The following is a 25781-nucleotide window of genomic DNA, read 5'->3' on the forward strand; positions in this document are numbered from 1 at the left end:
CCGCACGGCGAAGCCGGCGGGGCCTGTCATTGCGTGCCCAGGGCGAGTGCTTACAAACCGGCGGCCTGACGCAGCGCCGCAGCGCGGTCAGTGCGCTCCCAGGGGAAGGCGGTGAAGGTCTCGGTGTGCTCCTGGCCGTTGGTATCGGTCCAGTGGTAGCTGGTCTCGATGGGATCACGACCGAAGTGGCCATAGGCCGCGGTGAGCTGGTACATCGGGTGCAGCAGGTCGAGCATGCGGGTAATGGCGAAGGGGCGCAGGTCGAAGTGCTCACGCACCAGCTCGATGACGCGCGCCTCGTCCACCTTGCCGGTGCCGAAGGTGTTGATCGACACCGAGGTGGGCTCGGCCACGCCGATGGCGTAGGAGACCTGGATCTCGCAGCGGTCGGCGAGCCCGGCGGCGACGATGTTCTTGGCCACGTAGCGTCCGGCGTAGGCGGCGCTGCGGTCGACCTTGGAGGGGTCCTTGCCGGAGAAGGCACCGCCGCCGTGGCGCGCCATCCCGCCGTAGGTGTCGACGATGATCTTGCGTCCGGTGAGGCCGCAGTCGCCCACCGGGCCGCCGATGACGAACTTGCCGGTGGGGTTGATGTGGTACTTGGTCGACTCGGTCAGCCATTCCGCCGGGATCACCTCCTCGATGATCTCGCGCTTGACCATGCGCCGCAGCTCCTCCTGATCGATCTCCGGCGCGTGCTGGGTCGAGAGCACCACCGCCTCGACGCCGCAGGGCATGCCCGTGGCGTCGTAGCGGAAGGTGACCTGACTCTTGGCGTCCGGGCGCAGCCACGGCAGCAGACCGTGCTTGCGCAGCTCGGCCTGACGCTCCACCAGGCGGTGGGCGTAGTGGATCGGCGCCGGCATGAAGGTGTCGGTCTCGTTGGTGGCGTAGCCGAACATCAGGCCCTGATCGCCCGCTCCTTGGTCTTCTGGCTTGCTGCGATCCACACCCTGGGCGATGTCCACGCTCTGCTTGCCGATCAGGTTGAGCACGCCGCAGGTCTCGCCATCGAAACCGACCTCCGAGGAGGTGTAACCGATCTCGATGATCACCTTGCGCACCAGCTCTTCCAGGTCGACCCAGGCCGAGGTGGTGATCTCGCCGGCGACGATGGCAACGCCGGTCTTGACCAGCGTTTCACAAGCCACTCGGGCATGTTTGTCGCGGGCGATGATGGCATCCAGCACCGCATCGGAGATCTGATCGGCGATCTTGTCCGGATGCCCCTCAGAGACGGATTCGGAGGTGAACAGGGAGTATTCGCTCATGCGTGTCGAACCTTCTATGTATCGGCAAGCTTTTGTATGGCAAGCGCCAGCATCGGTAAGCGCTAGTATCGGCAAGGCGCGGTGATGCGTCGAAGCGGGGTGACGGCACCTCGTGCTGCATGATGCTTGGCTTCCTGCCCGGCGAGCATGCAGCGCTGTGAGCACCCGAGTTTACATGCTGCCACCCGGGCTGGCACCCGTCATTTGATGACCGGCGGCAAGTCGGCGACAATAGGCGGCCGAATTCGACCGCGCCGTGCCTTCCTGCGGCGCCCAGCCAGAACGCTATCGGCAGGCCCGGCAGGCCGCCGTTGACTTGCCCCATTCTGCCGCAGGCGAGGAGCTTACCCAAATGCCATCCCGTTTCGAACTGGCCAACGCCATTCGCGCCCTGTCCATGGATGCCGTCCAGAAGGCGAAATCCGGTCACCCCGGCGCCCCCATGGGCATGGCCGACATCGCTGAAGTGCTGTGGAACGACTACCTCAAGCACAACCCCGACGACCCGAAATGGCCCGACCGCGACCGCTTCGTGCTCTCCAACGGTCACGGCTCGATGCTGCTCTACTCGCTGCTGCACCTGACCGGCTACGATCTGGAGCTCGAGCAGTTGCGCAACTTCCGCCAGCTGCACTCCAAGACCGCAGGCCACCCCGAGTTCGGCTACGCCCCGGGCGTGGAGACCACCACCGGCCCACTGGGGCAAGGCCTGGCCAATGCCGTGGGTATGGCCATCGCCGAGAAGACCCTGGCGGCACAGTTCAACCGCCCCGGCCACACCATCGTCGACCACCAGACCTACTGCTTTGCCGGTGACGGCTGCATGATGGAAGGTATCTCCCACGAGGTGTGCTCGCTGGCCGGCACCCTGGGCCTGGGCAAGCTCACGGTGTTCTACGACGACAACGGCATTTCCATCGACGGCGAAGTCGAGGGCTGGTTCACCGACGACACCGCCAAGCGCTTCGAAGCCTACGGCTGGCACGTGGTGCCCAACGTCGACGGTCACAATCCCGAAGAGATCAAGGCCGCCATCGAGCTGGCGCGCAGCCATGAGGAGAAGCCGAGCCTGATCATCTGCAAGACGGTAATCGGCTTCGGCGCGCCCAACAAGCAGGGCAAGGAGGAGTGCCATGGCGCACCGCTAGGCGACGAGGAAGTGGCCGCCGCGCGCAAGCAGCTCGACTGGCCCCACGCGCCGTTCCACATTCCCGAGCCCGTCTATCAAGGCTGGGACGCCCGCGAGCGTGGCAAGTCTCAGCAGGACGATTGGCAGGCCCGCTTTGCCCGCTACCGTGACGAGCACCCCGAACTGGCCAAGGAGTTCAGCCGCCGCAACCAGTGCAAGCTGCCGGCGGAGATCACCAGCGAAGCCTTCATCGAGAAGATGCAGCAGAAGGGCGAGACCATCGCCACGCGCAAGGCCTCGCTGCTGTGCCTCAACGAGCTTGGGCCGCAGCTGCCCGAGCTGCTCGGCGGCAGCGCCGACCTGGCGCCCTCCAACCTGACCTTCTGGAGCGGCGCCAAGCCGATCTCCCGCGAGAACCCGGGCGGCAACTACCTGCATTACGGTGTGCGCGAGTTCGGCATGGGCGCGATCATGAACGGTATCGTGCTGCACGGCGGCTTCATCCCCTACGGCGCTACCTTCCTGATCTTCATGGAGTACATGCGCAACTCGGTGCGTATGGCGGCACTGATGGGCAAGCGCGCCATCTACGTGTTCACTCACGACTCCATCGGCCTGGGCGAGGATGGCCCCACCCACCAGCCGATCGAGCAGCTGACCAGCCTGCGCAGCACCCCGAACCTGTGCACCTGGCGCCCCTGCGACGCGGTGGAGACCGCTGCCGCCTGGGACGCCGCGATCAAGCGCAACTCCGGCCCCACCGCGCTGGTGCTGTCGCGCCAGAACCTGCCCCACCAGGAGCGCAGCAAGCAACAGCTGGCCGAGATCCAGCGCGGCGCTTACGTGCTGAAAGAGTGCCAGGGAACTCCCGAGCTGATCCTGATCGCCACAGGCTCCGAAGTGGCGCTGGCCATGGCGGCGGCCGCCGAGCTGGAGGGCCAGGGCCGCGCGGTGCGTGTGGTCTCCATGCCCTCGGCCTACCGCTTTGACGGCCAGGACGCCGAGTACCGCGAGAAGGTGCTGCCGCGTGCGGTGACCAAGCGCATCGCCATCGAGGCCGGCCACGCCGACTACTGGTACAAGTACGTGGGCCTCGACGGCCGCGTGATCGGCATGACCACCTACGGCGAGTCCGCCCCGGCGGATGATCTGTTCAAGCACTTCGGCTTCACCAAGGAGAACGTGGTGAAGCAGGCCAAGGAGCTGCTGGGCTGAGGGACTTGCCCTAGCGGTAGGCCAGCAGCATGAAGAAAGGGCACGACCTGGCGGTCGTGCCCTTTTACGTTGCCCGTTTGCCTGAGAGTGCTTGTCTGAGGGTGCTTGTCAGAAAGTACTCAGGCCACCGTCACGCTCTGGTCGAGATAGACGTCCTGAATGGCGTGCAGCAGCTCGACCCCCTCGCTCATGGGTTTCTGGAACGCCTTGCGTCCGGAGATCAGCCCCATGCCGCCAGCGCGCTTGTTGATTACCGCGGTGCGCACCGCCTCGCCCAGATCGGAGTGGCCCTTGGAGCCACCGCCGGAGTTGATCAGCCCGGCGCGGCCCATGTAACAGCAGGCCACCTGGTAGCGGGCCAGATCGATGGGGTGCTCCGAAGTCAGCTCGCTGTAGACCTTGGCGTGAGTGTGGCCAAAGCCGATGTCCTGATAGCCGCCGTTGGTCTCGGGCAGCTTCTGCTTGACGATGTCGGCCTTGAGGGTCGCCGCCAGGTGATTGGCCTGACCAGTGAGGTCGGCCGCCACGTGGTAGTCCTTACCCTCATGCTTGAAGCCCGGGTTGCGCAGGTAGGCCCAAAGCACCGTGGCCATGCCCAGTTGGTGAGCACGCTCGAAGGCCTCACTGATTTCCATGATCTGGCGACGGCTCTCGGGGGAGCCGAAATAGATGGTCGCCCCTACCGCCACGCAGCCCATGTCGTGGGCCTGCTCCACCTCGGCGAACAGGGTCTGGTCGTACATCGCCGGATAGCTCAGCGTCTCGTTGTGGTTGAGCTTGAGCATCATCGGAATACGATGAGCGTAGCGCCGTGCCACTGACGAGAGCACGCCCAGGGTCGAGGCTACGCCGTTGCAGCCGCCTTCGATGGCCAGCTCGACGATGTTTGCCGGGTCGAAGTAGCGCGGATTGGGGGCGAACGAAGCGCCGGCGGAGTGTTCGATGCCCTGATCCACCGGCAGCAGGCTGAGGTAGCCGGTGCCGGCCAGGCGCCCATGGTCGAACATCGCTTGCAGGCTGCGCATCACCGCCGGGCTGCGGTCGCTGTCGGCGACTACGCGGCTGACGAAATCCGGCCCCGGCAAGTGCAGCTGTTCGCGGGGAAAGCCACGGCAACGGTGATCCAGCAGGAATTCGGCATCGTCACCCAGCAGTTGGGGTATATCGGTCATGTCTTCCTCTCCATGGTGTCGTGAATCGCTATTCCCAGCGTAGTGAAAACCGTACCGAGCGTTGCCTCTGCTTGCAAACCGAAGCGCCCTTTCACAAGGAAAGGGCGCTTCGCATCAGGCGGCCTTTATCTCTATGCGCCGACTCCTGTGCCTCTCCTTCCTCGGCAGCCGCAGATGGAGCACGCCGTTTTCCAGGCGCGCCTCGATGGCGGCGGTATCGATCTCGTGGCTGAGGGTGAAGCGCCGCTCATAGCGCTGCGCCTGGGCTTCGGCATATGTGGCCGACAGGCCCTCTGGCATGTCGATGCGAATCTCGCCTTCGATGCTGAGCAGATTGCCATCGACCTCCACGTTCAGACCCTCGCGAGTGACCCCGGGCATGTCAGCAACCACGAACAGCGCATTGTTCTCCTCATAGATATCCACGGGTGGCCGCATCATCCGGCTGCGCCGCTCGCGTGCCGGTACATTGGCCTGCGCCTCATGACGAGTGACTTCGTTCATGTTCATCACCTCCAACGCACTGACTTGACTCAATCGTGACACCGAAGCAACTCATACCGCCTGGACATCGATGCGACGCGGTTTGAGTTCCTCACGCTTGGGCAGATGGATCTCGAACACGCCGTCGTGGCAGCGCGCCTCGGCACGTTCCACGTCGATGCCGTCGGGCAGACTGATGGAGCGCACGAACTCGCCATCGAAGCGCTCACGACGGAAGCACGGGCGCTTGCGATCGCCCTCTTTCTCCCCCGGCAGGGCATCGCGCCGCCCGCGCAAGGTCAGCACGTTGTCTTGCACGCTGATGTCGAGGTCGTCCCGGGCCAGGCCGGCGGCGAGCACGTACACGCGAACGGCATCGTCGGTACGTCCGACGTTGATCATTGGGAAGCTGCCGCGGGGCACCGAGCGGATGTCCGCGGCGCCTTCCTGGAAGATCTCGTCGAGCCACGGCCGAAACCAGTCGAGGCCCGAACCGGTGCCGTTATCGAAACGCTTGAGATCTCCGAACATATCGAACACCTCCTACGCTTGGCAGATCGTTGACAGGCAAGGTCATCTGAGTACGGCAATGAGGCCGAAACCTGCTGTGCCGTATCGTTTCAATAGGGTCTCAGCGTCCTTTTTCAAGAGCTGCGACAGGCCTGCTTTGGTCAAGCGGAGCCAGTGACAGGAGAGCGGATCACAAGGGGAAAAAAATGCCCAGATGCGCTAGAATCGCCGCTTTCCGTCGGCAAGAGCGAGTCTCCCGCCCCATGGCCCAGCGTATCGCCATCAATGGTTACGGTCGTATCGGCCAGTGCGTGCTGCGCGCGCTGCTGGAACGGCAGTTGAGCCGCGCCGGTGCCCAGGCGCTGGAGGTGGTGGCAATCAACGAGCTCTCCGACCTGGACACCATCGCCTACCTGACCCGCTACGACACCACCCACGGTCGCTTCCCGGGGCAGGTGACGACAGACGGGGATCGCATGATCGTCGACGGCTCGCCAATCGCGATTCTCACCGAGCCGGAGCCTCAGCGTATGCCTTGGGCAGAGCTCGGTATCGATCTGGTGCTGGAGTGCTCCGGCAGCTTCAAGGATCGCGCCACCGCCGAGGCGCATCTTGCCGCCGGGGCCGGGCGGCTGCTATTCTCCCAGCCCGCCGAGAGCGACGTCGACGCCACCATCGTCTGCGGCATCAATGACGATGAGCTTACCGCCGAGCACCGCATCGTCTCGGCCGCCTCGTGCACCACCAACTGCCTGGTGCCGGTACTCACGGTGCTCGACCGGGCGCTGGGCATCGAGCACGGCGTGACCACCACCGTGCACTCGGCGATGAACGACCAGCCGGTGATCGACGCCTACCACCAGACCGACCTGCGCCTGACGCGCTCGGCGATGCACTCCATCGTGCCCGTCGACACCAGTCTGGCCCGCGGCATCAACCGCCTGATGCCGCACCTGGCCGGGCGTTTCGAATGCCTGCACATGCGCGTACCGACGATCAACGTCTCGGCCATGGACCTATCGCTCTGCGTACGCCGCGACACCACTGCCGCCGAGGTCAACGCCCTGCTGCGCGAGGCCAGCGACGGCCCCCTGGCCGGCCTGCTCGGCTACACCGAGGAGCCCATGGCCTCGATCGACTTCAACCACGACCCCCGCTCGGGTATCGTTGACGCCACTCAAACCCGGGTGGCGGGCAAACGCCTGATCAAGCTGCTGTGCTGGTTCGACAACGAGTGGGGCTTCGCCAACCGCATGCTCGACGTCGCCCAGCGCCTGGCGGCGCTACCTGCGGCGAGCCGCTGACCCGGCTTCGGTTTCCCTCAATCAAGGAAAGGAAGACGCCCGATGAACGTGCTCAAGATGACCGACCTGGCACTGCAAGGTAAGCGAGTACTGATCCGCGAGGACCTGAACGTACCCGTCAAGCACGGCAAGGTCACCAGCGACGCCCGCCTGCGGGCCAGCCTGCCGACCATTCAGGCAGCTGCGGAAGCCGGTGCCAAGGTCATGCTGATGAGTCACCTGGGGCGCCCCACCGAAGGCGAGCCGGCCGAGGAATTCTCGCTGGCGCCGGTGGCCGCGCGCCTCGGCGAACTGCTCGGTCGCCCGGTGCGGCTGGTCAAGGACTACCTCGACACCGCCCAGGATCTGGCCGAAGGCGAAGTGGTGCTGCTCGAGAACGTGCGCTTCAACGTCGGCGAGAAGAAGGATGACGAAACCCTCGCCCAGCAGTATGCCGACCTGTGCGACATCTACGTAATGGACGCCTTCGGCACCGCCCACCGCGCCCAGGCCTCCACTCATGGCGTGGCGCGCTTCGCCGCGCAGGCCTGCGCCGGCCCGCTGCTGGCCGCCGAGCTCGACGCCCTGGAGAAAGCGCTGGCCATGCCCAAGCGTCCCATGGTCGCCATCGTCGGCGGTTCCAAGGTCTCGACCAAGCTCGAAGTGCTCAACGCCCTTTCCGACAAGTGCGATCAGCTCATCGTCGGCGGCGGCATCGCCAATACCTTCATCGCCGCGGCCGGCCACAACGTCGGCAAGTCGCTGTATGAAGCCGACCTGGTCGAACAGGCCAAGGCACTGATGGCCAAGGTCGAGATCCCGCTGCCCACCGACGTGGTGGTGGCCACCGAGTTCTCCGAATCGGCCGAAGCCGTGGTCAAGCCCGTCGACCAGGTAAATGATAACGAGATGATCCTCGACATCGGCCCCGACACCGCGGGCCGACTGGCCGGTCTGCTCAAGGACGCCGGCACCATCCTGTGGAACGGCCCGGTGGGGGTGTTCGAGATCGACCAGTTCGGCCACGGCACCGAGGCACTGTCGCGCGCCATCGCCGAGAGCAACGGCTTCTCCATCGCCGGCGGCGGCGACACCCTGGCCGCCATCGACAAGTACGACATCGCGCAGCAGGTCTCCTACATCTCCACCGGCGGCGGCGCCTTCCTCGAGTACGTCGAGGGTAAGGTGCTACCGGCGGTGAAGGCGCTGGAAGACGCTGCACACTGACCCGTCCCGCCGCCGCTCGGCCATGCCGGGCGGCAGCCCTAGTCCCCAGACAGATCGAAACAGAACAGGTGAGATCATGGCACTGATCAGCATGCGCCAGATGCTGGACCACGCCGCCGAGCGCGGCTACGGCATTCCGGCATTCAACGTCAACAACCTCGAGCAGATGCGCGCCATCATGGAAGCGGCCGACGCTACCGACTCCCCGGTAATCGTCCAGGCCTCCGCCGGTGCGCGCAAGTACGCTGGCGCGCCCTTCCTTCGCCATCTCATCCTGGCCGCGGTGGAAGAGTTCCCGCACATCCCGGTGGTGATGCACCAGGACCACGGCACCTCGCCTGCAGTGTGTCAGCGCTCGATCCAGCTCGGCTTCTCCTCGGTAATGATGGACGGCTCGCTGGGCGAAGACGGCAAGACCCCGATGGACTACGACTACAACGTCGACGTCACCCGTCGCACCGTCGAGATGGCCCACGCCTGCGGCGTTTCGGTGGAGGGCGAGCTGGGCTGTCTGGGCAGCCTGGAGACCGGTATGGCCGGTGAAGAGGACGGCATCGGCGCCGAGGGCGTGCTCTCCCACGACCAGCTGCTGACCGACCCGGAAGAAGCCGCCGCGTTCGTCAAGGCGACCCAGGTCGACGCCCTGGCCATCGCCATCGGCACCAGCCACGGCGCCTACAAGTTCACCAAGCCGCCTACCGGCGACACGCTGTCGATCCAGCGCATCAAGGAGATCCATGCTCGCATCCCCGACACCCATCTGGTGATGCACGGCTCCTCCTCGGTGCCCCAGGAGTGGCTCGCCGTGATCAACGAGTTCGGCGGCGAGATCCCCGAAACCTACGGCGTGCCCGTCGAGGAGATCGTCGAGGGCATCAAGTACGGCGTGCGCAAGGTCAACATCGACACCGACCTGCGACTGGCCTCCACCGGCGCGGTGCGTCGCTTTCTGGCCAAGCACCCGGGCGAGTTCGACCCGCGCAAGTATCTGAAGGAAACCGTCACGGCCATGCGCGACATCTGCATCGCCCGCTACGAAGCCTTCGGCACCGCCGGCAATGCTAGCCGCATCAAGCCGATCAGCCTCGAAGCGATGTACGGGCGCTACGCCCGAGGCGAGCTGGATCCGAAGGTGAAGTGATCCGAATCGCTCGGCAATGACAGGCGGCCCCCGACGGGCCGCCTTTTCGCTTGCTTGTCCCCCAGGACCCGGTGCAGATCCCGAAGCCCCGCGCAACCCAGGTTATTGCAGCGCAGCAATGGCCCGGTACATAGTCGTGAGAGTAACCCGCACAAGGATGCCTGGCATGAAGACAATGACCCCCTATTCCCTGATTCCGCTCAATCCCGTGGCCATGATGGACGTATGGAAGCTCGGCATCATGACGCTGGAACTCTGGTCGACGTCACTCTCCACCATCACCATGCGGCATGGACTGTGGCAGACCCAGTCTCCCACCAGCGCCCGCATGCTCAAAGAGAATCAGCGCATGGTGACCGAAAAGCTCGAAGCCGGCCTGGAGACAGGCTTCGAGCTACAGAAAGCCATGCTGCAGCTGGCCTTTGGCCAGGGCAGTCCCTGGTGGCACACCGGCCGACGCGCCATGGCGCCTTACCACCGCCGCAGCAGCGCCAATTCGCGGCGCCTCTCGCGCCGCCGCTGACCGGCGAGCATGACCGCCCATTACTTCGCCTGCTAAACTCTCCGGTCTTGTCCGAGACCGGAGCCCGCATGCCTGCCGCCGCCAAGTCCTTGCCTACCCCGCGCCAGTGGATATCACTCGTCGCCACGGTCGCGGTGACCCTGTTTCTGCTGTTGAGCCCCGAGCAGCCGTTGCTGGTGAGAGCCGGGGCGGTGATTGGGCTGTGCATCGGGCTGTGGGCGACGGGCTGGCTACCGCAGTGGCTGACGGCGCTGGTGTTCTTCACACTCTGTACCGTGGCCGGGGTGGCCTCGGCGGACATCGTCTTCGCCGGCTTCGGCTCGGCGGCGACCTGGCTGGTGTTTTCGGGACTGATCATCGGGGCGGCGATTCAGTACACGGGGCTCGGCAATACGCTGGCCCGGGGCGTTGGCCCCTGGTTGGAGGGTTCCTATCGGCGCGCACTGATCGGCGTGATTCTGCTGGGTCTGGCGATGGCCTTCTTCATGCCATCTGGCATGGGGCGCATCCTGCTGATGGTGCCGATACTTACCACCCTGGCCGACCATCTGGGCTACGAACCCGGTGACAGGGGCCGCACCGGGCTGATTCTCGGCGGCATGATGGGCACCTTCCTGCCCACCTACGCCATCCTGCCCGCGAACGTGCCCAACAATGTGTTGATGGGGGCCGCCGAGGCGGTATTGGGCACACCGCCCAATTACAGCGAGTACCTGCTGCTGCACTTCCCGGTGCTGGGGCTGCTCAAGACGCTGCTGCTGATTGCGGTGATGCTGTGGCTCTACCCGGCACACGCGCCCAGGCACAGCGACTCGGTTGCCGAAAGACCTCGCCTCTCACGCCCTGAGTTCGGCCTGGCGGCGCTGCTCTCGGTAGCGGTACTGCTGTGGATGAGCGATGCCTGGCACGGCATCTCCCCGGCCTGGATCGGCATGCTGGTGGCGCTGGTCTGCCTGTATCCCGGTAGCCGCTTGATGGGCCCCAATCCCCTGCAGTCGATCAGCTTCGATTCGTTTCTCTACGTCGCCGGCATCGTCAGCCTCGGTGCGCTGGCCTTCCACAGCGGCCTGGGAGAACGAGTGGCTGGCAGCCTGCTCTCGGTGCTGCCGCTGCGCGAAGCCACCGATGCCGCCGCCTTCGGCATGCTCTCGGGGCTCGCCATGGTACTTGGCACGCTGGTCACGCTACCGGGCATCCCCGCCATCCTGACCCCCATGGCGCCGGGGCTCGCCAACATCACCGGCTGGACACCGGAGGCCGTTTACATGACCCAGGTGGTGGGGTTCTCCACGGTGCTGCTGCCCTATCAGGCACCGCCCTTGATCGTCGGCATCCTGGCGGCACGCATCTCGCTGCGCGAGACCGCGAGGCTGTGCCTGATCACCGCCCTGCTCAGTGTGCTGTTGCTGTGGCCGCTGAACTATCTGTGGTGGGAGTGGCTCGGCTGGATTTGAGCGTTTGGTACCGCAGAAACGAGTCGCCCCCGGCCAAGGCCAGGGGCGACAAGAGGGGAACTACCCGTTCAGGCGATTACCAATCCTGGTCGTCGTCCTCATCGGTTTCCCACTCTTCTTCTTCATCTTCGGTTTCCCACTCGTCATCAGCGGTTTCCCACTCTTCCTCTTCGTTCTCCTCTTCCCACTCATCAGCGTCCCACTCTTCCTCCTCGTTCTCGTACTCAATGCCTTCGATCACGGGAGCCTGGCCGCTGGTTTCCGGAGCGGTCTCTTCAGGGAAGGTATCCTGGCCCTCTTGCTCTTCTTCATCAAAACCGGCCATGGCCAGCGGGCTGGCGCTCAGGCCAAAAGTGATACCGACGATACCGAGCTTCTTGAGGAATTCCTTGGACATCATGTTCGTACCTCCAGCGAAGTTTGAACTGCTTTCCTGAATGATTCGAAACCCTGTGACAGTGATTCCGATCGCCCTTTGGATAAAGCGAGATGCAGGCCAACTTGGCATGCATAAGCATAAGTGCAATTAAAACAATAACTTATAGACAATTCGAAGGCTTCATAATAAACATGGCAAATCAGACAAAGTGGAGAAATATGTCACATGGGCACATATTGACCATGTCAGAACTGCTTAGGCATTTCTCGCGAGAAATTGAACAATAACACTTTATTAACACTAGGCCAATAATATATAACCAATATACAAATGAATATATAAAAAACAAGATAAACAAAACCGCCCCCGGCAATGCCGGGGGCGGTTCCGAGGAGGTTGAATGCTTCAACCTTCAGATGACGTCGCCATCCTCCTTGACAGCGACTGCCCATCCCTGGGCGTCAGGCTTTACCAATCCTGGTCGTCATCCTCATCCTCTTCCCATTCTTCCTCTTCGTTCTCTTCTTCCCACTCATCGTCGGCGTCGAAGCCGTCGTCACCATTGAAGCCGGTGTCGCCTTCGGCGTCAGCACCTGCACCAACGCCCACATCGGCATCAGCGCCAGCACCGGTACCCATATCAGTCTCAGCATCGGTGCCCAGTCCACCATCGGCTTCCGCACCAGCACCGGTACCCATGTCAGTCTCGGCATCAGTACCCATGCCTGCACCAGCATCTTCACCCGGCACGGTCTCCTGCGGTACTGCGCCTTGCTCGTCCTCTTCGTCATGGAAATCGGCAAAGGCCAACGGGCTGGCGCTCAGGCCAACAGTGATACCGAAAATGCCGAGTTTCTTGAGAAATTCCTTGGACATCATGTTCGCACCTCCAAAGGAGTTGAACGTGAATTTTCCTATCGAAGCCGAGGCTTCACGTCATACCGGAGAGCTAGCGTTGCTCGTTTAGCTGTGTCCTACCGGCATGTCCTGCTCGACCTGAACGCTGCACGTCTTGGGCCAAACCAACCAGAGTTCAATAAAAAATATTTTAAAAACAACAAGATAACATCACCACAGAATTGCCAACAGCGGCTGTATAAGCGTCCCGAAGGTGGTGCGTTATGACACATGGGTCTGTTCTAGGCAGGCACACTCCCAGCAGGCGAAGTCCTCGCTAACTGCCCATTGCAGGCTGCGACGCGATGTTACTCAGGGACTTGAATATGGCGCGCTTACGCGCAATACTTAGGAAACAGCGTTCGCAAACATGCAGCGGCCTAAACTTCAAGCCCTGCATGCCGATACAAGAGGTATCAAGCTCGACAGTCACGAGACTGCGAAGGAAGTTCGGTATGATTCGCCACTTTTGCTTGCTCTTCGATTGTGATGGCACGCTGGTCGACAGCGAACCCCTGCTGGCCGCCGAGATGGCGACCAGCCTGACTCGGCTGGGGCTGCCCTTCCAGGCCAGCGACTACATCGGTGAATTTCGTGGCAGCCGCTTCCGCAACATCGTGGCAGCGCTCGAGGAGCGCTACGGCAGCGTCGATCCCCTCCATCTGGCCGAGACCGAAACCGAGATGCGCAGCAATCTCAATCGACGCCTCGAAACCGAACTCACCGCCATCACCGGGGCTCGCGAAGCTCTCATGGCCTTGATCGACTATCCCTGCGGCGTGGTCTCCAACGGGCCCGAAAACAAGATCCGTACCTCCTTGCAAGCCATCGGCTTCGGCGACTTCTTCGGCACGCACCTCTACAGCGCCTATAGCGCCAACTGCTGGAAACCCGATCCCCGCCTCTATCTGCATGCCGCCACGGCGATGGGCTTCGATGCCGAAGATTGCATCGCCATCGACGATGCCCTGGTCGGCGTCAAGGCCGCGCTCGATGCCGGCATGACAGTGATTCACCTGAATCGCTTCCCCGACGCCGAGGAAACCCCGGAAGGCGCCATCATGATCAGCAGCATGTATCAGCTGCCCACCGTGATCGAGAACCTGGCCCACACACGGGCACAGGAGAGCCGGCAGTTCGCTTACGCCCGCTGATCGGCCATGTACTTGCGTGACATGATCGCATCAGGGCGTAACCGGCCCCCCAGGCCATAGGCAGACCCTTCCCCAGGGCGTTATCATCGCCTCACACTCATGCTGCCCGATGCCAGGAGCTCTCATGGCCTCACTGCAGGACCAGCTGCGCGGCCTGGTCTACTCCACCGAACACGGTGACATGTGCCCCGGCTGCCGCCAGCCCCAGGCCGACTGCCGCTGCAGCGAACTCGCCGAGCAGGAGCGCCTCGCAGCGCTGGACGGCGTCGTGCGCATTCGCCGCGAAACCAGCGGTCGCAAGGGCAAGGGAGTCACCACCATCAGTGGCATTCCGCTGCCCGTCGCCGAGCTCAAGGCGCTGGCCAAGACGCTCAAGAAACGCTGCGGAACCGGCGGCTCGCTGCAGGATGGCATCATCGAGATCCAGGGCGATCACCGCGAGCTGTTGAAGGCCGAGCTCGAGCGCCGGGGCTTTACCGTCAAGCTTGCCGGTGGCTGAACGAGGAGACGACATGGCTGTTGCACGAAATTCCCTGCTGAGCGCTATGCGCCGTCAGCGTATCGCCATTACTGCGCTGACGCTGCTGATACTGGCGGGCTGCGCCGGCACCCCCGAGTTCGCCGAACTGGACGTGCAGGTCGAACCACCGAGCGGCGTGGAGCTTGCCCAGGATGCCGAACTGCGCGTCTGGCTGAGCGATGCCGGGGGAACCCTGGCAGAAACGCGGGCGAAGCCAAGCGGGGCCGGCCCCTGGCCTGCGGCGCTGCGCTTCGACCGGCGCACTCTAGAGGCGGCCAGCGCGCCGCGACTGGCCGCCGAGCTGCGCCAGCAGGGTCGCATCACGCACATCACACCGGAGCCAGTGGAGATGCCGTCTGGCGGCCGAGGCCCGGTCAGCCTGCCGCTCGAGCCACGCCCGTAAACGCGAGCGCGGCGGCTTCGAGCACCTGCCCGATCGGCGCTTCGAGCTTGAGCGAATAAAGCGCATCGCCGCGGGTGCGCCCGCGGTTGAGACAAGCGATCGGCAGGCCGGCCTCGCTGGCCTGACGGGCGAAGCGGTAGCCGGAATAGACCATCAGCGACGAGCCCACCACCAGCAGGGCTTCGGCGCCTTCGACCAGTGCCCGAGCCCGCTCGACTCGCTCTCTGGGCACGCTGTCGCCAAAGAACACCACGTCGGGCTTCCAGATCCCTACCCCACAGCGTGAGCAGCCGGGCACCTCGAAGGTGGAGAAATCGGTTTCGAGGGCGGCATCGCCATCGGGGCGCACTTCGGCCTCGTGCTCGAGCCATTCGGGATTGCTCTCGGCGAGCTCGGCATGCAGGTCATGACGCATGCGCAGCGCCCCGCAGCCCATGCAGCGTACCTGTTCGGCACGTCCATGCAGGTCGATGACGTTGCACGAACCGGCCTTCTGATGCAGCCCATCGACGTTCTGAGTGATGACGCCAAGCACCACGCCGGCCTGCTCCAGCTGTGCCAGGGCCCGATGGGCAGCGCCGGGGCGGGCGCCGTGCAGGGTACGAAAGCCCACCAGCGCACGCGCCCAATAGCGCTGCCTGGCGGCCGCACTGCTCATGAACTGCTGATGCTGCATGGGCGGCGCGCACTTCCACGCACCCGCTTCGTCCCGGTATGCAGGAATGCCGCTGTCGGTGCTGACCCCGGCACCGGTGAGCACCGCCAGGCTGGAATGACGTGCCAGAAACTCGCGCAGGCGTTCGGCCGCTTCTGTCCCGGCTGGCTGTCGTGTATCGTTCATGATCTATCCGTCATGCTGCGGCGCATACGCCTCTGTACCGAAGACCTAGTACTTTAGACATGGTACTGAAGACACAGTACTGAAGACACAGTACTGAAGACACAGTACTGAAGATGGCTCCGGGCGCCTCAGGTTGTCTAGAATGTCACGCTCACGTGACTCCACCGGCAAGGACGAACCCATGGCCTGGCTGGAATACCTGCTGCCACTCATCTTCCTCTTTCCGCTCGGGGCCATGGCCGTCATCGTCATCGCCTTGCGCAACCTGCACGATGCCCGGGTTCGCTCGCCGTTCAACGCACGCCCCCTGAGAGAGCCCGGCCAGGCCCTGCGCAATCGGCTCGACCGTGCCTTCGCCACGCTGTTTCTCAACGGTGCCCTGGGCCCCATCCTGACCTTGGCGCCACTGGTCTATGGCATGGGCCGAATGCTCTTCGCCAGTCGCCAGAATTGGGTCGAATGGGCGCTGTACGGGGCGCTGAGCACGGCGCTGGTACTGGTCTACTGCTTCCTGCTGATTCGCGACTTCCAGCACATCCGGCGCATCAAGCTGGGGCTGGCCTGCGACCTGGCCGTGGGCCAGGAGCTGGAGCGCATGGTGAGCCCCGAGGCGCATCCCTACTTCGTCTTCCACGACGTGCCTACGGATAGCGACATCATCGACCACGTGGCCATCACCCCCCACGGCGTCTTCGTGGTCGAGACCCGCGCACGCACGCGGCCGTTCACTGCGGACGGGCGCGAGGTCAACGTCGTCACCGTCGAGCCAGAGCGGCTGCGCTTCCCGGGCTGGAGCGAGCATCGCCCGATTCTCAAGACACTGCGCGCCTCCCACTGGCTGGCCGGCTGGCTGGAGCAGCGCTGCGGCCAGCCGGTGCCGGTCATGGGCGTGCTCACCCTACCCGGTTGGGACATCACCTGCGCCGGCACCCCCGAAGGGCTAATGGTGGTCAGCGGTGAAGCGCTCTCCCAGCAGCTCAGCGAGCGGCGCCTCGGCGAGCTCGACGACGAACTGCACGACAGGGTGATCGAGGCGCTGATCGAACGTGCCGCCGAGCTGGATCGTAACCCGGCACTCTACGAACCCTCGATCTGAGCTTTTTTACCTTTCACCACCCTTCTCCCTTTCACCCCACGGCTCAGTCTCCCCTGAGCCGACCTCCCATCTCCTGGGCCAGGTCGACGGCGTAGTGGTCGGTCATACCGCCGATGAAGTCGAGCATGCGCCGGTAGCTGTCGTACAGCGGCCAGGAAGGGCGCGGGGTGTTCTCGCCGATCAGCGCCAGCACCCGCTGATGCTTGAAGCTCGATTGTCCGCTGAAGTGCAGCTCATGGGCGGCGCCGATGAAAGCCTCGAGCAGGATGCCCAGGGTGGTATAGGCGCCGATCTCCAGCTTGGCCTTGCGCTCGTTCTGGAAGATCCGTTCTCGGGCCAGTTGCTTGGCCGCCGCCACGCCCCAGCCCAGGTCGGGATGGCAGAGTTCGAGCAGGTCGCTTTCGAGCGTGCCGTTGAGCAGGGCGCTCTCGTGCTCGACGAACACGGCCCCCACATCGTTGACCGCCCGCTCCATGGCGGCACCGCGCAGTGCGGCGATGCGCCGCCGCTGGGAGACGCCGTCGCGGGCCATGCGCGCATAGTCCGAGGGCGCATCTCCGGCGATCTGCAACAGCACCTCGGCGACCTCCTCGAAGCGCAGGATGCCCATCTCCAGGCCGTCCTCTAGGTCGAGCAGGGCGTAACAGATGTCGTCGGCCGCCTCTACCAGCCAGGCCAGCGGGTGGCGACACCAGCGCCCTTCGCCGCGGGGCAGCAACCCCAGGCAGCGGGTCACGTCCTCCAGCAGCGGCCGCTCCGACTGGTAGCAGCCGAACTTGCCGGCGCTACCGCCGTGCTCCACGGTCCAGGGGTACTTGAGCAGGGTGCCCAGGGTTGCCGCGGTGAGACGCATACCGCCGCGAAACTGGTTGTATTCGATCTGCGTGACGATGCGGAAGCCCTGGGCATTGCCCTCGTAGGTCAGCAGATCGGCGCGCTCGCGCTCGGAAAGTCCTTCGAGCAACCCGCTGCCGTCTGCCTCGGCGCGCTTGAACCAGTCGCGGATGGCGTATTCGCCGGCATGCCCGAAGGGCGGGTTGCCGATGTCGTGTCCCAGGCAGGCGGCCTGCACGATCACGCCGAGATCGGCCGGTGTGATCCATTTCGGTAGCCGCTCGCGCAGCAGCTCGCCGACGATCATGCCCAGGCTGCGCCCCACGCAGCCCACCTCTAGCGAGTGAGTCAGGCGGGTGTGGATATGGTCGTTGTCGGTCAGCGGGTGGACCTGGGTCTTGCGTCCGAGCCGCCGGAACGAGCCGGAGAAGACGATGCGGTCATGGTCCTTGTGAAACGGGCTGCGCCCGATCTCGTCACGCCCGCTGGTGGGCTTGCCATGCAGCCGTGAGGGGTCGAGCAACTGCTGCCAATGCATCTGCGTCATGGGCTTCCTCCTGAAGCCCTCATTCTGGCACTGGCAGGGGCGACATGGCCATGGTCGTCACGCCTCGACAATGCAACAGGCCGAGCCTGATGAGGCTCGGCCTGAAGCTCTCGTCTGGCGAAAAGGAGCTCAGTAATCGTAGTCGCTGCCTTTGATGTAACCACTGGTATCGCGTTGGCGCACAGTGGTGGTCTGCAGACGAGGCCCCGGCGAACGTGCCGGCGAAGGCAGCGCCATGGGGCGAGCGGGCAGGCCGTCACCGCGCGCCGCCGCTCCCCGGGCGCGCTCCACCCCTTGCGGAAAGCCGCTGCGCCCACTGTAGTCGGGTGTGCGTCCAGCCTGGTAGGCGTGCCGCCGGGTCTGGTCCTGAGCGCAATACAGGCTTACCGCCGTGCTTGCCCCCACCGCCACCAGCGCCAGCTTGACGCTGCCGTGCTTGGGGTGGTCGCGGTCGGCCAGCAGCGCCAGCAGCGCCGCCACATCCAGCGCATCGCCGGCACTGCGCGCCCACAGCGCGGGCTTGGGATTGACGCTCAGCGCACCGATACCGGTGGCCACACCGCGTGCGCCGCAAAGGCGCACGATGGCTTCCGCCCCTTCCACGCCCAGCGCTCTTGTCACGCTGCGCGGCGCCAGCAGCTGGTAGAGACCCAGCCCGATGCCCAGCCAGCCGAGCCCACGTGCCAGCCTGTCGCTGGCCTGCAGCGAATGGCTCCGGTCGAGATTCATCTGTTCACCTCCATGTCGGTTTTCTGCACCCGGCGCACAAGCCGCTCAAGGCTTGAGTACCACCTTCACGCAGCCGTCCTGCTTGTCGCGAAAGGTGTTGTACATGTCGGGCCCTTGCTCCAGGCCGGCGCTGTGGGTGACCACGAAGGAAGGGTCGATCTGCCCCTCGTCGATCAGACCCAGCAGCTCGTCGGTCCAGCGCTTGACGTGGGTCTGACCGGTGCGCACGGTCAGGCCCTTGTTCATCAGCGGCCCCATGGGCACCTTGTCGATCAAGCCGCCGTAGACGCCGGGGATCGACAAGATACCGCCGGGACGGCAGACGTAGATCATCTCGCGCAGCACGTGGGCGCGGTCGTTCTCCAGCATCATCGCCTGCTTGAAGCGGTCGTAGACCGAATCGAGGGAGCGCGGCACGTGAGACTCCAGCCCCACCGCGTCGATGCACTTCTCCGGCCCCTTGCCCCGGGTCAGCTCCTGCAGGCGGGCGAGCACGCTCTCCTCGTCGAAGTCGATCGCGATCGCCCCGCCGGCCTCGGCCATGGCCAGGCGCTCGGGCACGTTGTCGATCACCACCACCTGCTCGGCACCCAGCAGCACGGCGCTACGCACGCAGAACTGGCCGACGGGCCCGGCACCCCAGATGGCCACGGTATCGGTGGGCTCGATGTCGCACTGCACCGCGGCCTGCCAGCCGGTGGGGAAGATATCGCCGAGGAACAGCACCTGCTCGTCGCTCAGGCTGTCGGGTACCTTGACGTGGGTGGTGTCGGCAAAGGGCACGCGCACGTATTCCGCCTGGCCGCCGGCATAGCCGCCGGTGAGATGCGAGTAGCCGAACAAGCCGGCCCCGGCATGGCCGAACACCTTGTCGGCCAGCGCCTTGTTGCGGTTGGAGCGCTCGCACAGCGAGAAATTGCCGCGCCGGCACTGCTCGCACTCGCCGCAGGTGATGGTGAAGGGCACCACGACGCGGTCGCCGACCTTGAGCTCGCGGGTCTCGCTGCCGACCTCCATCACCTCGCCCATGAACTCATGCCCCACCACATCGCCCGATTCCATGGCCGGAATGAAGTGGTGGAACAAGTGCAAGTCGGAGCCGCAGATGGCGCAGCTGCTGACATTGATGATGGCGTCGCGGGGATGCTCGATCTGCGGGTCGGGAACCGTTTCGTAGCGGATATCGTTCTTGCCGTGCCAACACAGCGCTTTCATGACTCTCTCCCTGTCTTTGACTGCCTGCGAAAGCGAATGACCTGGACTTCACCTTAGTTCAGCGGCGTCCGGCGACAGGTAAGGGAGTTTGGTAGCTAGGTTACGATCCTTTGCTCGGACGGGCGGCCCGGCGCCCTGGCAAGCGCCGGGCGCTGGTCACCCGCAGTTGGCACCGTTGTCCATCACAGACTTCCGTGCCCGCCTCAGTCTTCCGCCAGTGAGGGCAACAGCGTCTTGAGCTTGCGCGTCAGTGTATTGCGCCCCCAGCCCAGCAGCTCGGCGGCTTCGCCCTTGCGCCCGCCGGTGTGTTTCAGCGCCGTCTCGATCAGGATGCGCTCGAAGTCCGGCACCGCCTCCTCCAGCAGATGGGTATGACCCGCCGCCAGGGCGCGGTCGGCCCAGTCGCGGAAGGCGGCACGCCAGTCACCGCTGGGCGCCTCACCGCCCTCGCCCTGGCGCAGCTCCGGCGGCAGGTCCTCGACCAGAATCTCGCGCCCCGAGGCCATCACCGTCAGCCAGCGGCAGGTGTTCTCCAACTGGCGCACGTTGCCGGGCCACGGCAGCCGGGTCAGGTGAGTCTCGGCATCCTTGGTCAGCACCTTGACGTCGGTAGCGAGCTCCTTGGCCGCCTCGGCCAGGAAGTGCCGCGCCAGGCGAGGAATGTCCTCGCGCCGTTCGGCGAGCTTGGGCAGGTGGACACGAATCACGTTGAGGCGATGGAAGAGGTCCTCGCGGAAGCGACCGTCCTCCACCAGCGCCTCCAGGTTCTGGTGCGTGGCGGCGATGATGCGCACGTCGACCTTGACCGGGGTATGACCGCCGACGCGATAGAACTCGCCGTCGGCCAGCACCCGTAGCAGCCGTGTCTGGGTCTCGGCCGGCATGTCGCCGATCTCGTCGAGGAACAGCGTGCCGCCGTTGGCCTGCTCGAAGCGTCCCTGGCGCTGGGCGGTGGCGCCGGTGAAAGCCCCCTTCTCGTGCCCGAACAGCTCGGACTCGATCAGATCGCGCGGGATGGCGGCCATGTTCAGCGCAATGAACGGGTGGGCCGCGCGCGGGCTGTGCTGATGCAGGGCGCGAGCCACGCGCTCTTTGCCGGTACCCGACTCGCCATTGATCAGTACGGTAATGTGCGAGTGCGACAGGCGGCCGATGGCGCGAAACACCTCCTGCATCGCCGGTGCTTCGCCGATGATCTCGGCGCTCAGCCCTTCAGGCACGCTCACCGGCCGCTTGCGCTCGCGGGCGTGGGCCACGGCGCGGCGCACCAGGGCCAGCGCCTCGTCGACGTCGAAGGGCTTGGGTAGGTATTCGAAGGCGCCGCCCTGATAGGACGCCACGGCGCTGTCGAGGTCGGAGTGGGCGGTCATGACGATGACCGGCAGATCGGGATGCACCTCGCGGACCCGCGACATCAGGTCCAGGCCGTCGATACCCGGCATGCGGATGTCGGTGACCAGCACGTCGGGGGGATCGTCGAGAAGACGGCTGAGCGCCATATCGGCCCGGTCGATGCACTCGACCTCGAGGTCGGGCTGAGCCAGGGCGCGCTCCAGCACCCAGCGAATGGCGCGGTCGTCGTCGACCACCGCGACACGTGCGACATCAGTCATGGCGCTTCTCCAGTGGAATAAGCAGACGAAATTCGGTATGCCCGGGGCGGGACTCGCATTCGATCAGTCCTTGATGCTGATGCAGAATGCCCTGGGCAATGGACAGTCCCAGTCCACTGCCGTCGGCACGCCCCGATACCATGGGGTAGAAAAGGGTTTCCTGCAGGGCTTCGGGAACGCCGGGGCCGTTGTCGATCAAGGCCACCTCACAGACCAGGCGATGACGCTCGGCGCCCAGGGTGAATTGGCGGCGGGCGCGGGTACGCAGCAGTAGACTGGGCGCTTCGGTTCCGGCTTCGGTCATGGCTTCCACCGCGTTGCGCGCCACGTTGAGCACCGCCTGGATCATCTGCGCCTCGTCGCCAGGAAAATCCGGCAGGCTGGGGTCGTAATCGCGCTCGATTCTCACCCCCGGCGTCTCGGCGGAAAGCAGCGTACGCACCCGCTCCAGCACCTTGTGTACGTTGAGCGGCTCGTGACGCAGCAGCTTGTTCGGTCCCAGCATGCTGTCGACCAGGTCGCGCAGGCGGTCGACCTCCTCGACGATGATATGGGTGAACTCACGCAGGGCGGGGTCGTCGAGGTCGCGCTCCAACAGTTGCGCGGCGCCACGGATACCGCCCAGCGGGTTCTTCACCTCGTGGGCCAGCCCCCGCGACAGCACCTTGATCGCTTCCTGACGATTGAGCAGGGCTTCCTCGCGGGATATTCGCAGCAGACGGTCGCGTGGCTCCATTTCCACCAGCAGCTCGGCCGAGGAGAGCGGCGTGACCGTATAGTCGATGGTCACCACGCCGCCGCCCAGCAGCGCCAGGCGAACTTCGCGCTGGGTAAAGGGATGCTGGTCGTCCCGCGCCTTGGCCAGCACCTCGCCCATGCCATCGTCTTCGACCAGCAGTGCCGCCAGACTGTGTCCCTTGACCCGGCCCAGGCTGACTGCCAGCAGGGCCTCGGCCGCCGGATTCATCCAGCTTAACTGCAGCTCATCGTCCAGCAGCAGCACCGCCGTGGTGAGGTGTTCCATCAGGCGTCGATACATTTTCGACCTTTTCTCGCAAAATGAAGGGGGACTGAGCGCTGCGTTTGCATCGTCTTGGCGCATGCCCGGCTCATCGCCGAAGCGGCATCTCCCATGGGCGCCCCCTGCCCCTACACAAGAAGGAAGCAAGAAGCGCGCCAACCCTTGCAAGTGCGATATGGCGCCGTTTCGGGGCGGATGCAGCACCCACTCATGCACCATAATGGTGCATGCTATTGGGAGGCGCCAGTGAAGATTGCACCGACCTCACCCACCATGGCGCGACGTCCTATCGATATCGGGGCAATTCTCTGCGCGAGCGATGCGCAGAAGGCGTTCAGCCACCGGCACCCTGCGGCTGCGTGGCGCTGGTGCGCTGAACGTAAAGCGAGACCGGCGCCGTGCGGTGGCGTATCTGGCCTTGAGCATCGAGCAGCTCGGCCTGCAACACGTACTCGCCGCGGGGCAGGTTGGTCAGCATGAAGGCACTGGTATGCATGGCGGTCTGGCTTACCTGGCCGTCGACCAGCAGCCTCACGCGGTGGTCGGGGCGCAGCGCCGGCACGATGGCCAGCTCGACCTGCAGATTGCCGGCGTAGCTGGCGGGAAGCTCGCCCCCGCGCCCCGGCGAGCGAATACGGAAGGTGTCGTAGGGCATGAACGGCTGGCCCGGTGACTGACTCTCCCGTGGGGCAGTTCCCTCGACCCGCGGCGGCTCGGCCCGTCGCCCTTCGCTACGCGCAGGAATCACGGTCACCGGTGCCAGCTGGACCGGCTCGCCGCCGCGATTGGGGTCGTCGGTGAAGATCACGTTGCCCTGGGCATCGGTGGTGCGATAGATGGTCGTGGCCTGCGCCGAACAAGCCACCAGCACTCCCAGCAGGCACGGCACGATCAGCTTGAACATGGGTCGCTTCCCCTTGGCTGCTCCGCAGCTTACCCGTGGGCCTAACCCGGGCATGAGCAGGGCGGAGTCGGGTGCACGTAACGGAACGTTCCGCCTAGTGTACGACAAAAAAGGCCCCGCAATGCGGGGCCCTTCGCGGCGGACCGGCAGCAATGCCACCGGACGCGGCGGCTGCTTAGCAGCTGTAATACATGTCGAACTCGATCGGATGCGTGGTCATGCGGATACGCTCGACATCTTCCATCTTCAGCTCAATGTAAGCATCGATCATGTCATCGGTGAACACGCCACCTTCGGTGAGGAACGCACGGTCAGCGTCCAGCGCCTCGAGCGCCTGATCCAGGCTGCTGGCGACGGTCGGAACCAGCTTGCCCTCTTCCGGCGGCAGGTCATAGAGGTTCTTGTCCATGGCATCGCCGGGGTGGATCTTGTTCTTGATGCCGTCGATACCGGCCATCAGCATGGCGGCGAAGGCCAGGTAGGGGTTGGCGGTCGGGTCGGGGAAGCGAGCCTCGACACGCTTGCCCTTCGGGCTCGCGGTGTAGGGAATGCGGATGGAGGCAGAACGGTTGCGGGCACTGTAGGCCAGCATGACCGGCGCCTCGAAGCCCGGCACCAGACGCTTGTAGGAGTTGGTCGAAGCGTTGGTGAAGGCGTTCAGGGCACGGGCGTGCTTGATGATGCCGCCGATGTAGTAGAGCGCCATTTCGGACAGGCCCGCGTACTGGTCGCCGGCGAACTGGTTCTGACCGTCCTTCCAGAACGACTGGTGCACGTGCATGCCGCTACCGTTGTCGCCGACCAGCGGCTTGGGCATGAAGGTGGCGGTCTTGCCGTAGGCGTGGGCCACGTTGTGGATCACGTACTTCATTTCCTGAACTTCGTCGGCCTTCTTCACCAGGGTGTTGAACTTCACGCCGATCTCGTTCTGGCCGGCGTTGGCCACCTCGTGGTGGTGCACCTCGACGGTCTGGCCGATGGCTTCCAGGGTGTTGCACATCGCGCCGCGAATATCGTGGAAGCTGTCGACCGGGGGCACCGGGAAGTAGCCGCCCTTGACCCGCGGACGGTGCGCCAGGTTGCCGCCTTCGAGCTGGCGATCGGTGGCCCAGGCACCCTCTTCGGAGGTGATCTTGTACATGGCGCCTTCGATGTCGGCTTTCCAATGCACTTCGTCGAAGATGAAGAACTCGGGCTCGGGGCCGAAGAAGGCAGTATCGCCCAGGCCGGTGGACTGCAGGTAGGCTTCAGCGCGCTTGGCGATGGAACGCGGGTCGCGCTCGTAGCCCTGCATGGTGGCCGGCTCGATGATGTCGCAGCGCACCACCAGGGTGGCGTCTTCGGTGAACGGGTCGAGGAAGGCGGTACCGTCTTCCGGACGCAGGATCATGTCCGACTCGTTGATGCCCTTCCAGCCGGAGATGGAGGAGCCATCGAACATCTGGCCGTTCTCGAAGAACTCCTCGTTGACGTCACGGGCCGGAATGGTGACGTGCTGTTCCTTGCCCCGCGTGTCGGTGAAGCGCAGGTCTACCCACTTCACATCATGTTCTTCGATCAGGGCGAGAGTCTTGGCTGACATTGTGTCCTCCGTTTGAGCGGTAGCTCGATACGTTTTGGCTGAAGTCCACTGCGCTGGTTCATTCCAGCATGTGTTGTAGCACGCGGCAGATATCCTGCCCACGTTCACCATGCACGAACATGGCGCTGGCCAACCTAATGCAGGTTGCGTGCCAACCTGCACCATCAATGCCCCGTCAGCACGCAAGCCACTGTTCACGTTTAAAAAACCCGTCCACCCACATGCACCACTCTGTGGCGGCAGCGCGGTGCATCATGGTGCCGGGCGATTTTCAGGCTTTTTTTCGCGCCATGATGGTGCGTTTTTTTCATCTTTGCACCATGTTGGCCCATCAGCTTCCACCACCATAGATAACACCTGCCCGTCGGGCTCACGCGCTTGCGTTGATTAAGCGTCGAATCGATGGATTGAGACGGACCCCACCAGCGCATAGGGTGCTAGGTCCGAGCTTAACTCAGCAAAAGTTTTTAGCGACAAGCCCTAGCTCAAGAAAAATTGCTGCCTGCTGCCCACTAACCAATAAATAACCTGCTCGCTCCACTATGCCCGATACGCCACGCATGCACTTCTGGCCGGGCCTGGGCCTCGCCGCCGTTGCGCTGATTCGCCAGCACCAGCGTGCCGCCGCACATCGCGAT

Annotated in this window: 24 protein-coding genes; 10 read left to right on the plus strand and 14 right to left on the minus strand. The window is 64.5% G+C overall.

Annotation, left to right across the window (positions count from 1 at the left end):
* Positions 1-50: 50 nt before the first annotated feature.
* Positions 51-1271: a methionine adenosyltransferase gene (gene metK / locus HOP53_RS16745; RefSeq protein WP_234271089.1), complete on the minus strand. Its 1221-nt coding sequence runs from the start codon at positions 1269-1271 to the stop codon at positions 51-53.
* Between the two features lie 352 nt (positions 1272-1623).
* Between metK and tkt the strand changes: the two genes are divergently transcribed.
* Entirely contained in the window at positions 1624-3615 is a 1992-nt protein-coding gene (gene tkt / locus HOP53_RS16750) for a transketolase (protein ID WP_234271090.1), read from the plus strand.
* Between the two features lie 119 nt (positions 3616-3734).
* Here the strand turns inward: tkt and HOP53_RS16755 are convergent, their stop codons facing one another.
* From HOP53_RS16755 to HOP53_RS16765, 3 genes are all read right to left on the minus strand, one after another.
* The gene (locus HOP53_RS16755; RefSeq protein WP_234271091.1) at positions 3735-4787 is read right to left on the minus strand and encodes a class I fructose-bisphosphate aldolase; all 1053 of its coding nucleotides are present in this window, start codon (positions 4785-4787) and stop codon (positions 3735-3737) included.
* A gap of 114 nt (positions 4788-4901) precedes the next feature.
* Positions 4902-5291: an Hsp20/alpha crystallin family protein gene (locus tag HOP53_RS16760; RefSeq protein ID WP_234271092.1), complete on the minus strand. Its 390-nt coding sequence runs from the start codon at positions 5289-5291 to the stop codon at positions 4902-4904.
* A gap of 51 nt (positions 5292-5342) precedes the next feature.
* Positions 5343-5801, minus strand: a complete 459-nt coding sequence (locus HOP53_RS16765; RefSeq protein WP_234271093.1) for an Hsp20/alpha crystallin family protein — start codon at positions 5799-5801, stop codon at positions 5343-5345.
* A gap of 242 nt (positions 5802-6043) precedes the next feature.
* Here HOP53_RS16765 and HOP53_RS16770 point away from each other — a divergent pair, with 242 nt between their 5' ends.
* The 5 genes from HOP53_RS16770 (at position 6044) to HOP53_RS16790 (ending at position 11408) form a co-directional block, all read left to right on the plus strand.
* Positions 6044-7084, plus strand: coding sequence for a type I glyceraldehyde-3-phosphate dehydrogenase (locus HOP53_RS16770; RefSeq protein WP_234271094.1), 1041 nt, complete (start codon positions 6044-6046; stop codon positions 7082-7084).
* A 42-nt stretch (positions 7085-7126) separates the two neighbouring features.
* Positions 7127-8290, plus strand: coding sequence for a phosphoglycerate kinase (locus HOP53_RS16775; RefSeq protein WP_234271095.1), 1164 nt, complete (start codon positions 7127-7129; stop codon positions 8288-8290).
* A 76-nt stretch (positions 8291-8366) separates the two neighbouring features.
* Positions 8367-9431: a class II fructose-bisphosphate aldolase gene (gene fba, locus HOP53_RS16780; RefSeq protein ID WP_234271096.1), complete on the plus strand. Its 1065-nt coding sequence runs from the start codon at positions 8367-8369 to the stop codon at positions 9429-9431.
* Positions 9432-9597: 166 nt separating this feature from the next.
* Entirely contained in the window at positions 9598-9954 is a 357-nt protein-coding gene (locus HOP53_RS16785) for a hypothetical protein (RefSeq protein WP_234271097.1), read from the plus strand.
* A gap of 68 nt (positions 9955-10022) precedes the next feature.
* On the plus strand, positions 10023-11408 hold the full coding sequence (locus HOP53_RS16790; RefSeq protein WP_234271098.1) for an SLC13 family permease: 1386 nt from the start codon (positions 10023-10025) through the stop codon (positions 11406-11408).
* Between the two features lie 76 nt (positions 11409-11484).
* Here the strand turns inward: HOP53_RS16790 and HOP53_RS16795 are convergent, their stop codons facing one another.
* Positions 11485-11808, minus strand: coding sequence for a hypothetical protein (locus tag HOP53_RS16795; RefSeq protein WP_234271099.1), 324 nt, complete (start codon positions 11806-11808; stop codon positions 11485-11487).
* A gap of 447 nt (positions 11809-12255) precedes the next feature.
* On the minus strand, positions 12256-12666 hold the full coding sequence (locus HOP53_RS16800; RefSeq protein WP_234271100.1) for a hypothetical protein: 411 nt from the start codon (positions 12664-12666) through the stop codon (positions 12256-12258).
* 473 nt (positions 12667-13139) lie between these two features.
* On the opposite strand from HOP53_RS16800, the gene HOP53_RS16805 reads away from it, so the two are divergent.
* The 3 genes from HOP53_RS16805 (at position 13140) to HOP53_RS16815 (ending at position 14761) form a co-directional block, all read left to right on the plus strand.
* Positions 13140-13838 carry an HAD family hydrolase gene (locus tag HOP53_RS16805; RefSeq protein ID WP_234271101.1) on the plus strand — a complete coding sequence of 233 codons (699 nt, stop codon included), beginning with the start codon at positions 13140-13142 and terminating at the stop codon, positions 13836-13838.
* A gap of 124 nt (positions 13839-13962) precedes the next feature.
* On the plus strand, positions 13963-14337 hold the full coding sequence (locus HOP53_RS16810) for a translation initiation factor Sui1 (protein ID WP_234271102.1): 375 nt from the start codon (positions 13963-13965) through the stop codon (positions 14335-14337).
* Between the two features lie 13 nt (positions 14338-14350).
* Positions 14351-14761, plus strand: coding sequence for a YbaY family lipoprotein (locus HOP53_RS16815; RefSeq protein ID WP_234271103.1), 411 nt, complete (start codon positions 14351-14353; stop codon positions 14759-14761).
* Here HOP53_RS16815 and HOP53_RS16820 read toward each other — a convergent pair.
* Positions 14733-15602 carry an NAD-dependent protein deacetylase gene (locus HOP53_RS16820; protein ID WP_234271104.1) on the minus strand — a complete coding sequence of 290 codons (870 nt, stop codon included), beginning with the start codon at positions 15600-15602 and terminating at the stop codon, positions 14733-14735. The genes HOP53_RS16815 and HOP53_RS16820 overlap by 29 nt on opposite strands.
* Before the next feature lie 181 nt (positions 15603-15783).
* Here HOP53_RS16820 and HOP53_RS16825 point away from each other — a divergent pair, with 181 nt between their 5' ends.
* The gene (locus HOP53_RS16825; protein WP_234271577.1) at positions 15784-16698 is read left to right on the plus strand and encodes a nuclease-related domain-containing protein; all 915 of its coding nucleotides are present in this window, start codon (positions 15784-15786) and stop codon (positions 16696-16698) included.
* 43 nt (positions 16699-16741) lie between these two features.
* Here HOP53_RS16825 and HOP53_RS16830 read toward each other — a convergent pair whose 3' ends face one another.
* The 7 genes from HOP53_RS16830 to glnA all read right to left on the minus strand — a co-directional run bounded on the left by HOP53_RS16830 (position 16742) and on the right by glnA (position 25143).
* Positions 16742-18079: a deoxyguanosinetriphosphate triphosphohydrolase gene (locus tag HOP53_RS16830; RefSeq protein ID WP_234271105.1), complete on the minus strand. Its 1338-nt coding sequence runs from the start codon at positions 18077-18079 to the stop codon at positions 16742-16744.
* A 129-nt stretch (positions 18080-18208) separates the two neighbouring features.
* The gene (locus HOP53_RS16835; RefSeq protein WP_234271106.1) at positions 18209-18808 is read right to left on the minus strand and encodes a hypothetical protein; all 600 of its coding nucleotides are present in this window, start codon (positions 18806-18808) and stop codon (positions 18209-18211) included.
* A gap of 45 nt (positions 18809-18853) precedes the next feature.
* On the minus strand, positions 18854-20023 hold the full coding sequence (locus HOP53_RS16840; protein ID WP_234271107.1) for a zinc-dependent alcohol dehydrogenase: 1170 nt from the start codon (positions 20021-20023) through the stop codon (positions 18854-18856).
* Between the two features lie 203 nt (positions 20024-20226).
* Positions 20227-21636 (minus strand): nitrogen regulation protein NR(I), encoded by a 1410-nt coding sequence (gene ntrC, locus HOP53_RS16845; RefSeq protein WP_010626400.1) that lies wholly within the window; start codon positions 21634-21636, stop codon positions 20227-20229.
* A complete protein-coding gene (gene glnL, locus HOP53_RS16850; protein ID WP_234271108.1) occupies positions 21629-22675 on the minus strand; it encodes a nitrogen regulation protein NR(II) in 1047 nt (348 codons plus the stop codon). Before glnL ends, ntrC begins: the two co-directional genes overlap by 8 nt.
* 316 nt (positions 22676-22991) lie before the next feature.
* Entirely contained in the window at positions 22992-23561 is a 570-nt protein-coding gene (locus tag HOP53_RS16855; protein ID WP_234271109.1) for a DUF4124 domain-containing protein, read from the minus strand.
* A 175-nt stretch (positions 23562-23736) separates the two neighbouring features.
* Entirely contained in the window at positions 23737-25143 is a 1407-nt protein-coding gene (glnA, locus tag HOP53_RS16860; RefSeq protein WP_234271110.1) for a glutamate--ammonia ligase, read from the minus strand.
* Positions 25144-25781: the final 638 nt, after the last annotated feature.

The organism is Billgrantia ethanolica, from assembly GCF_021404305.1.
In the GTDB taxonomy this organism is placed as follows: Bacteria; Pseudomonadota; Gammaproteobacteria; order Pseudomonadales; family Halomonadaceae; genus Halomonas; species Halomonas ethanolica.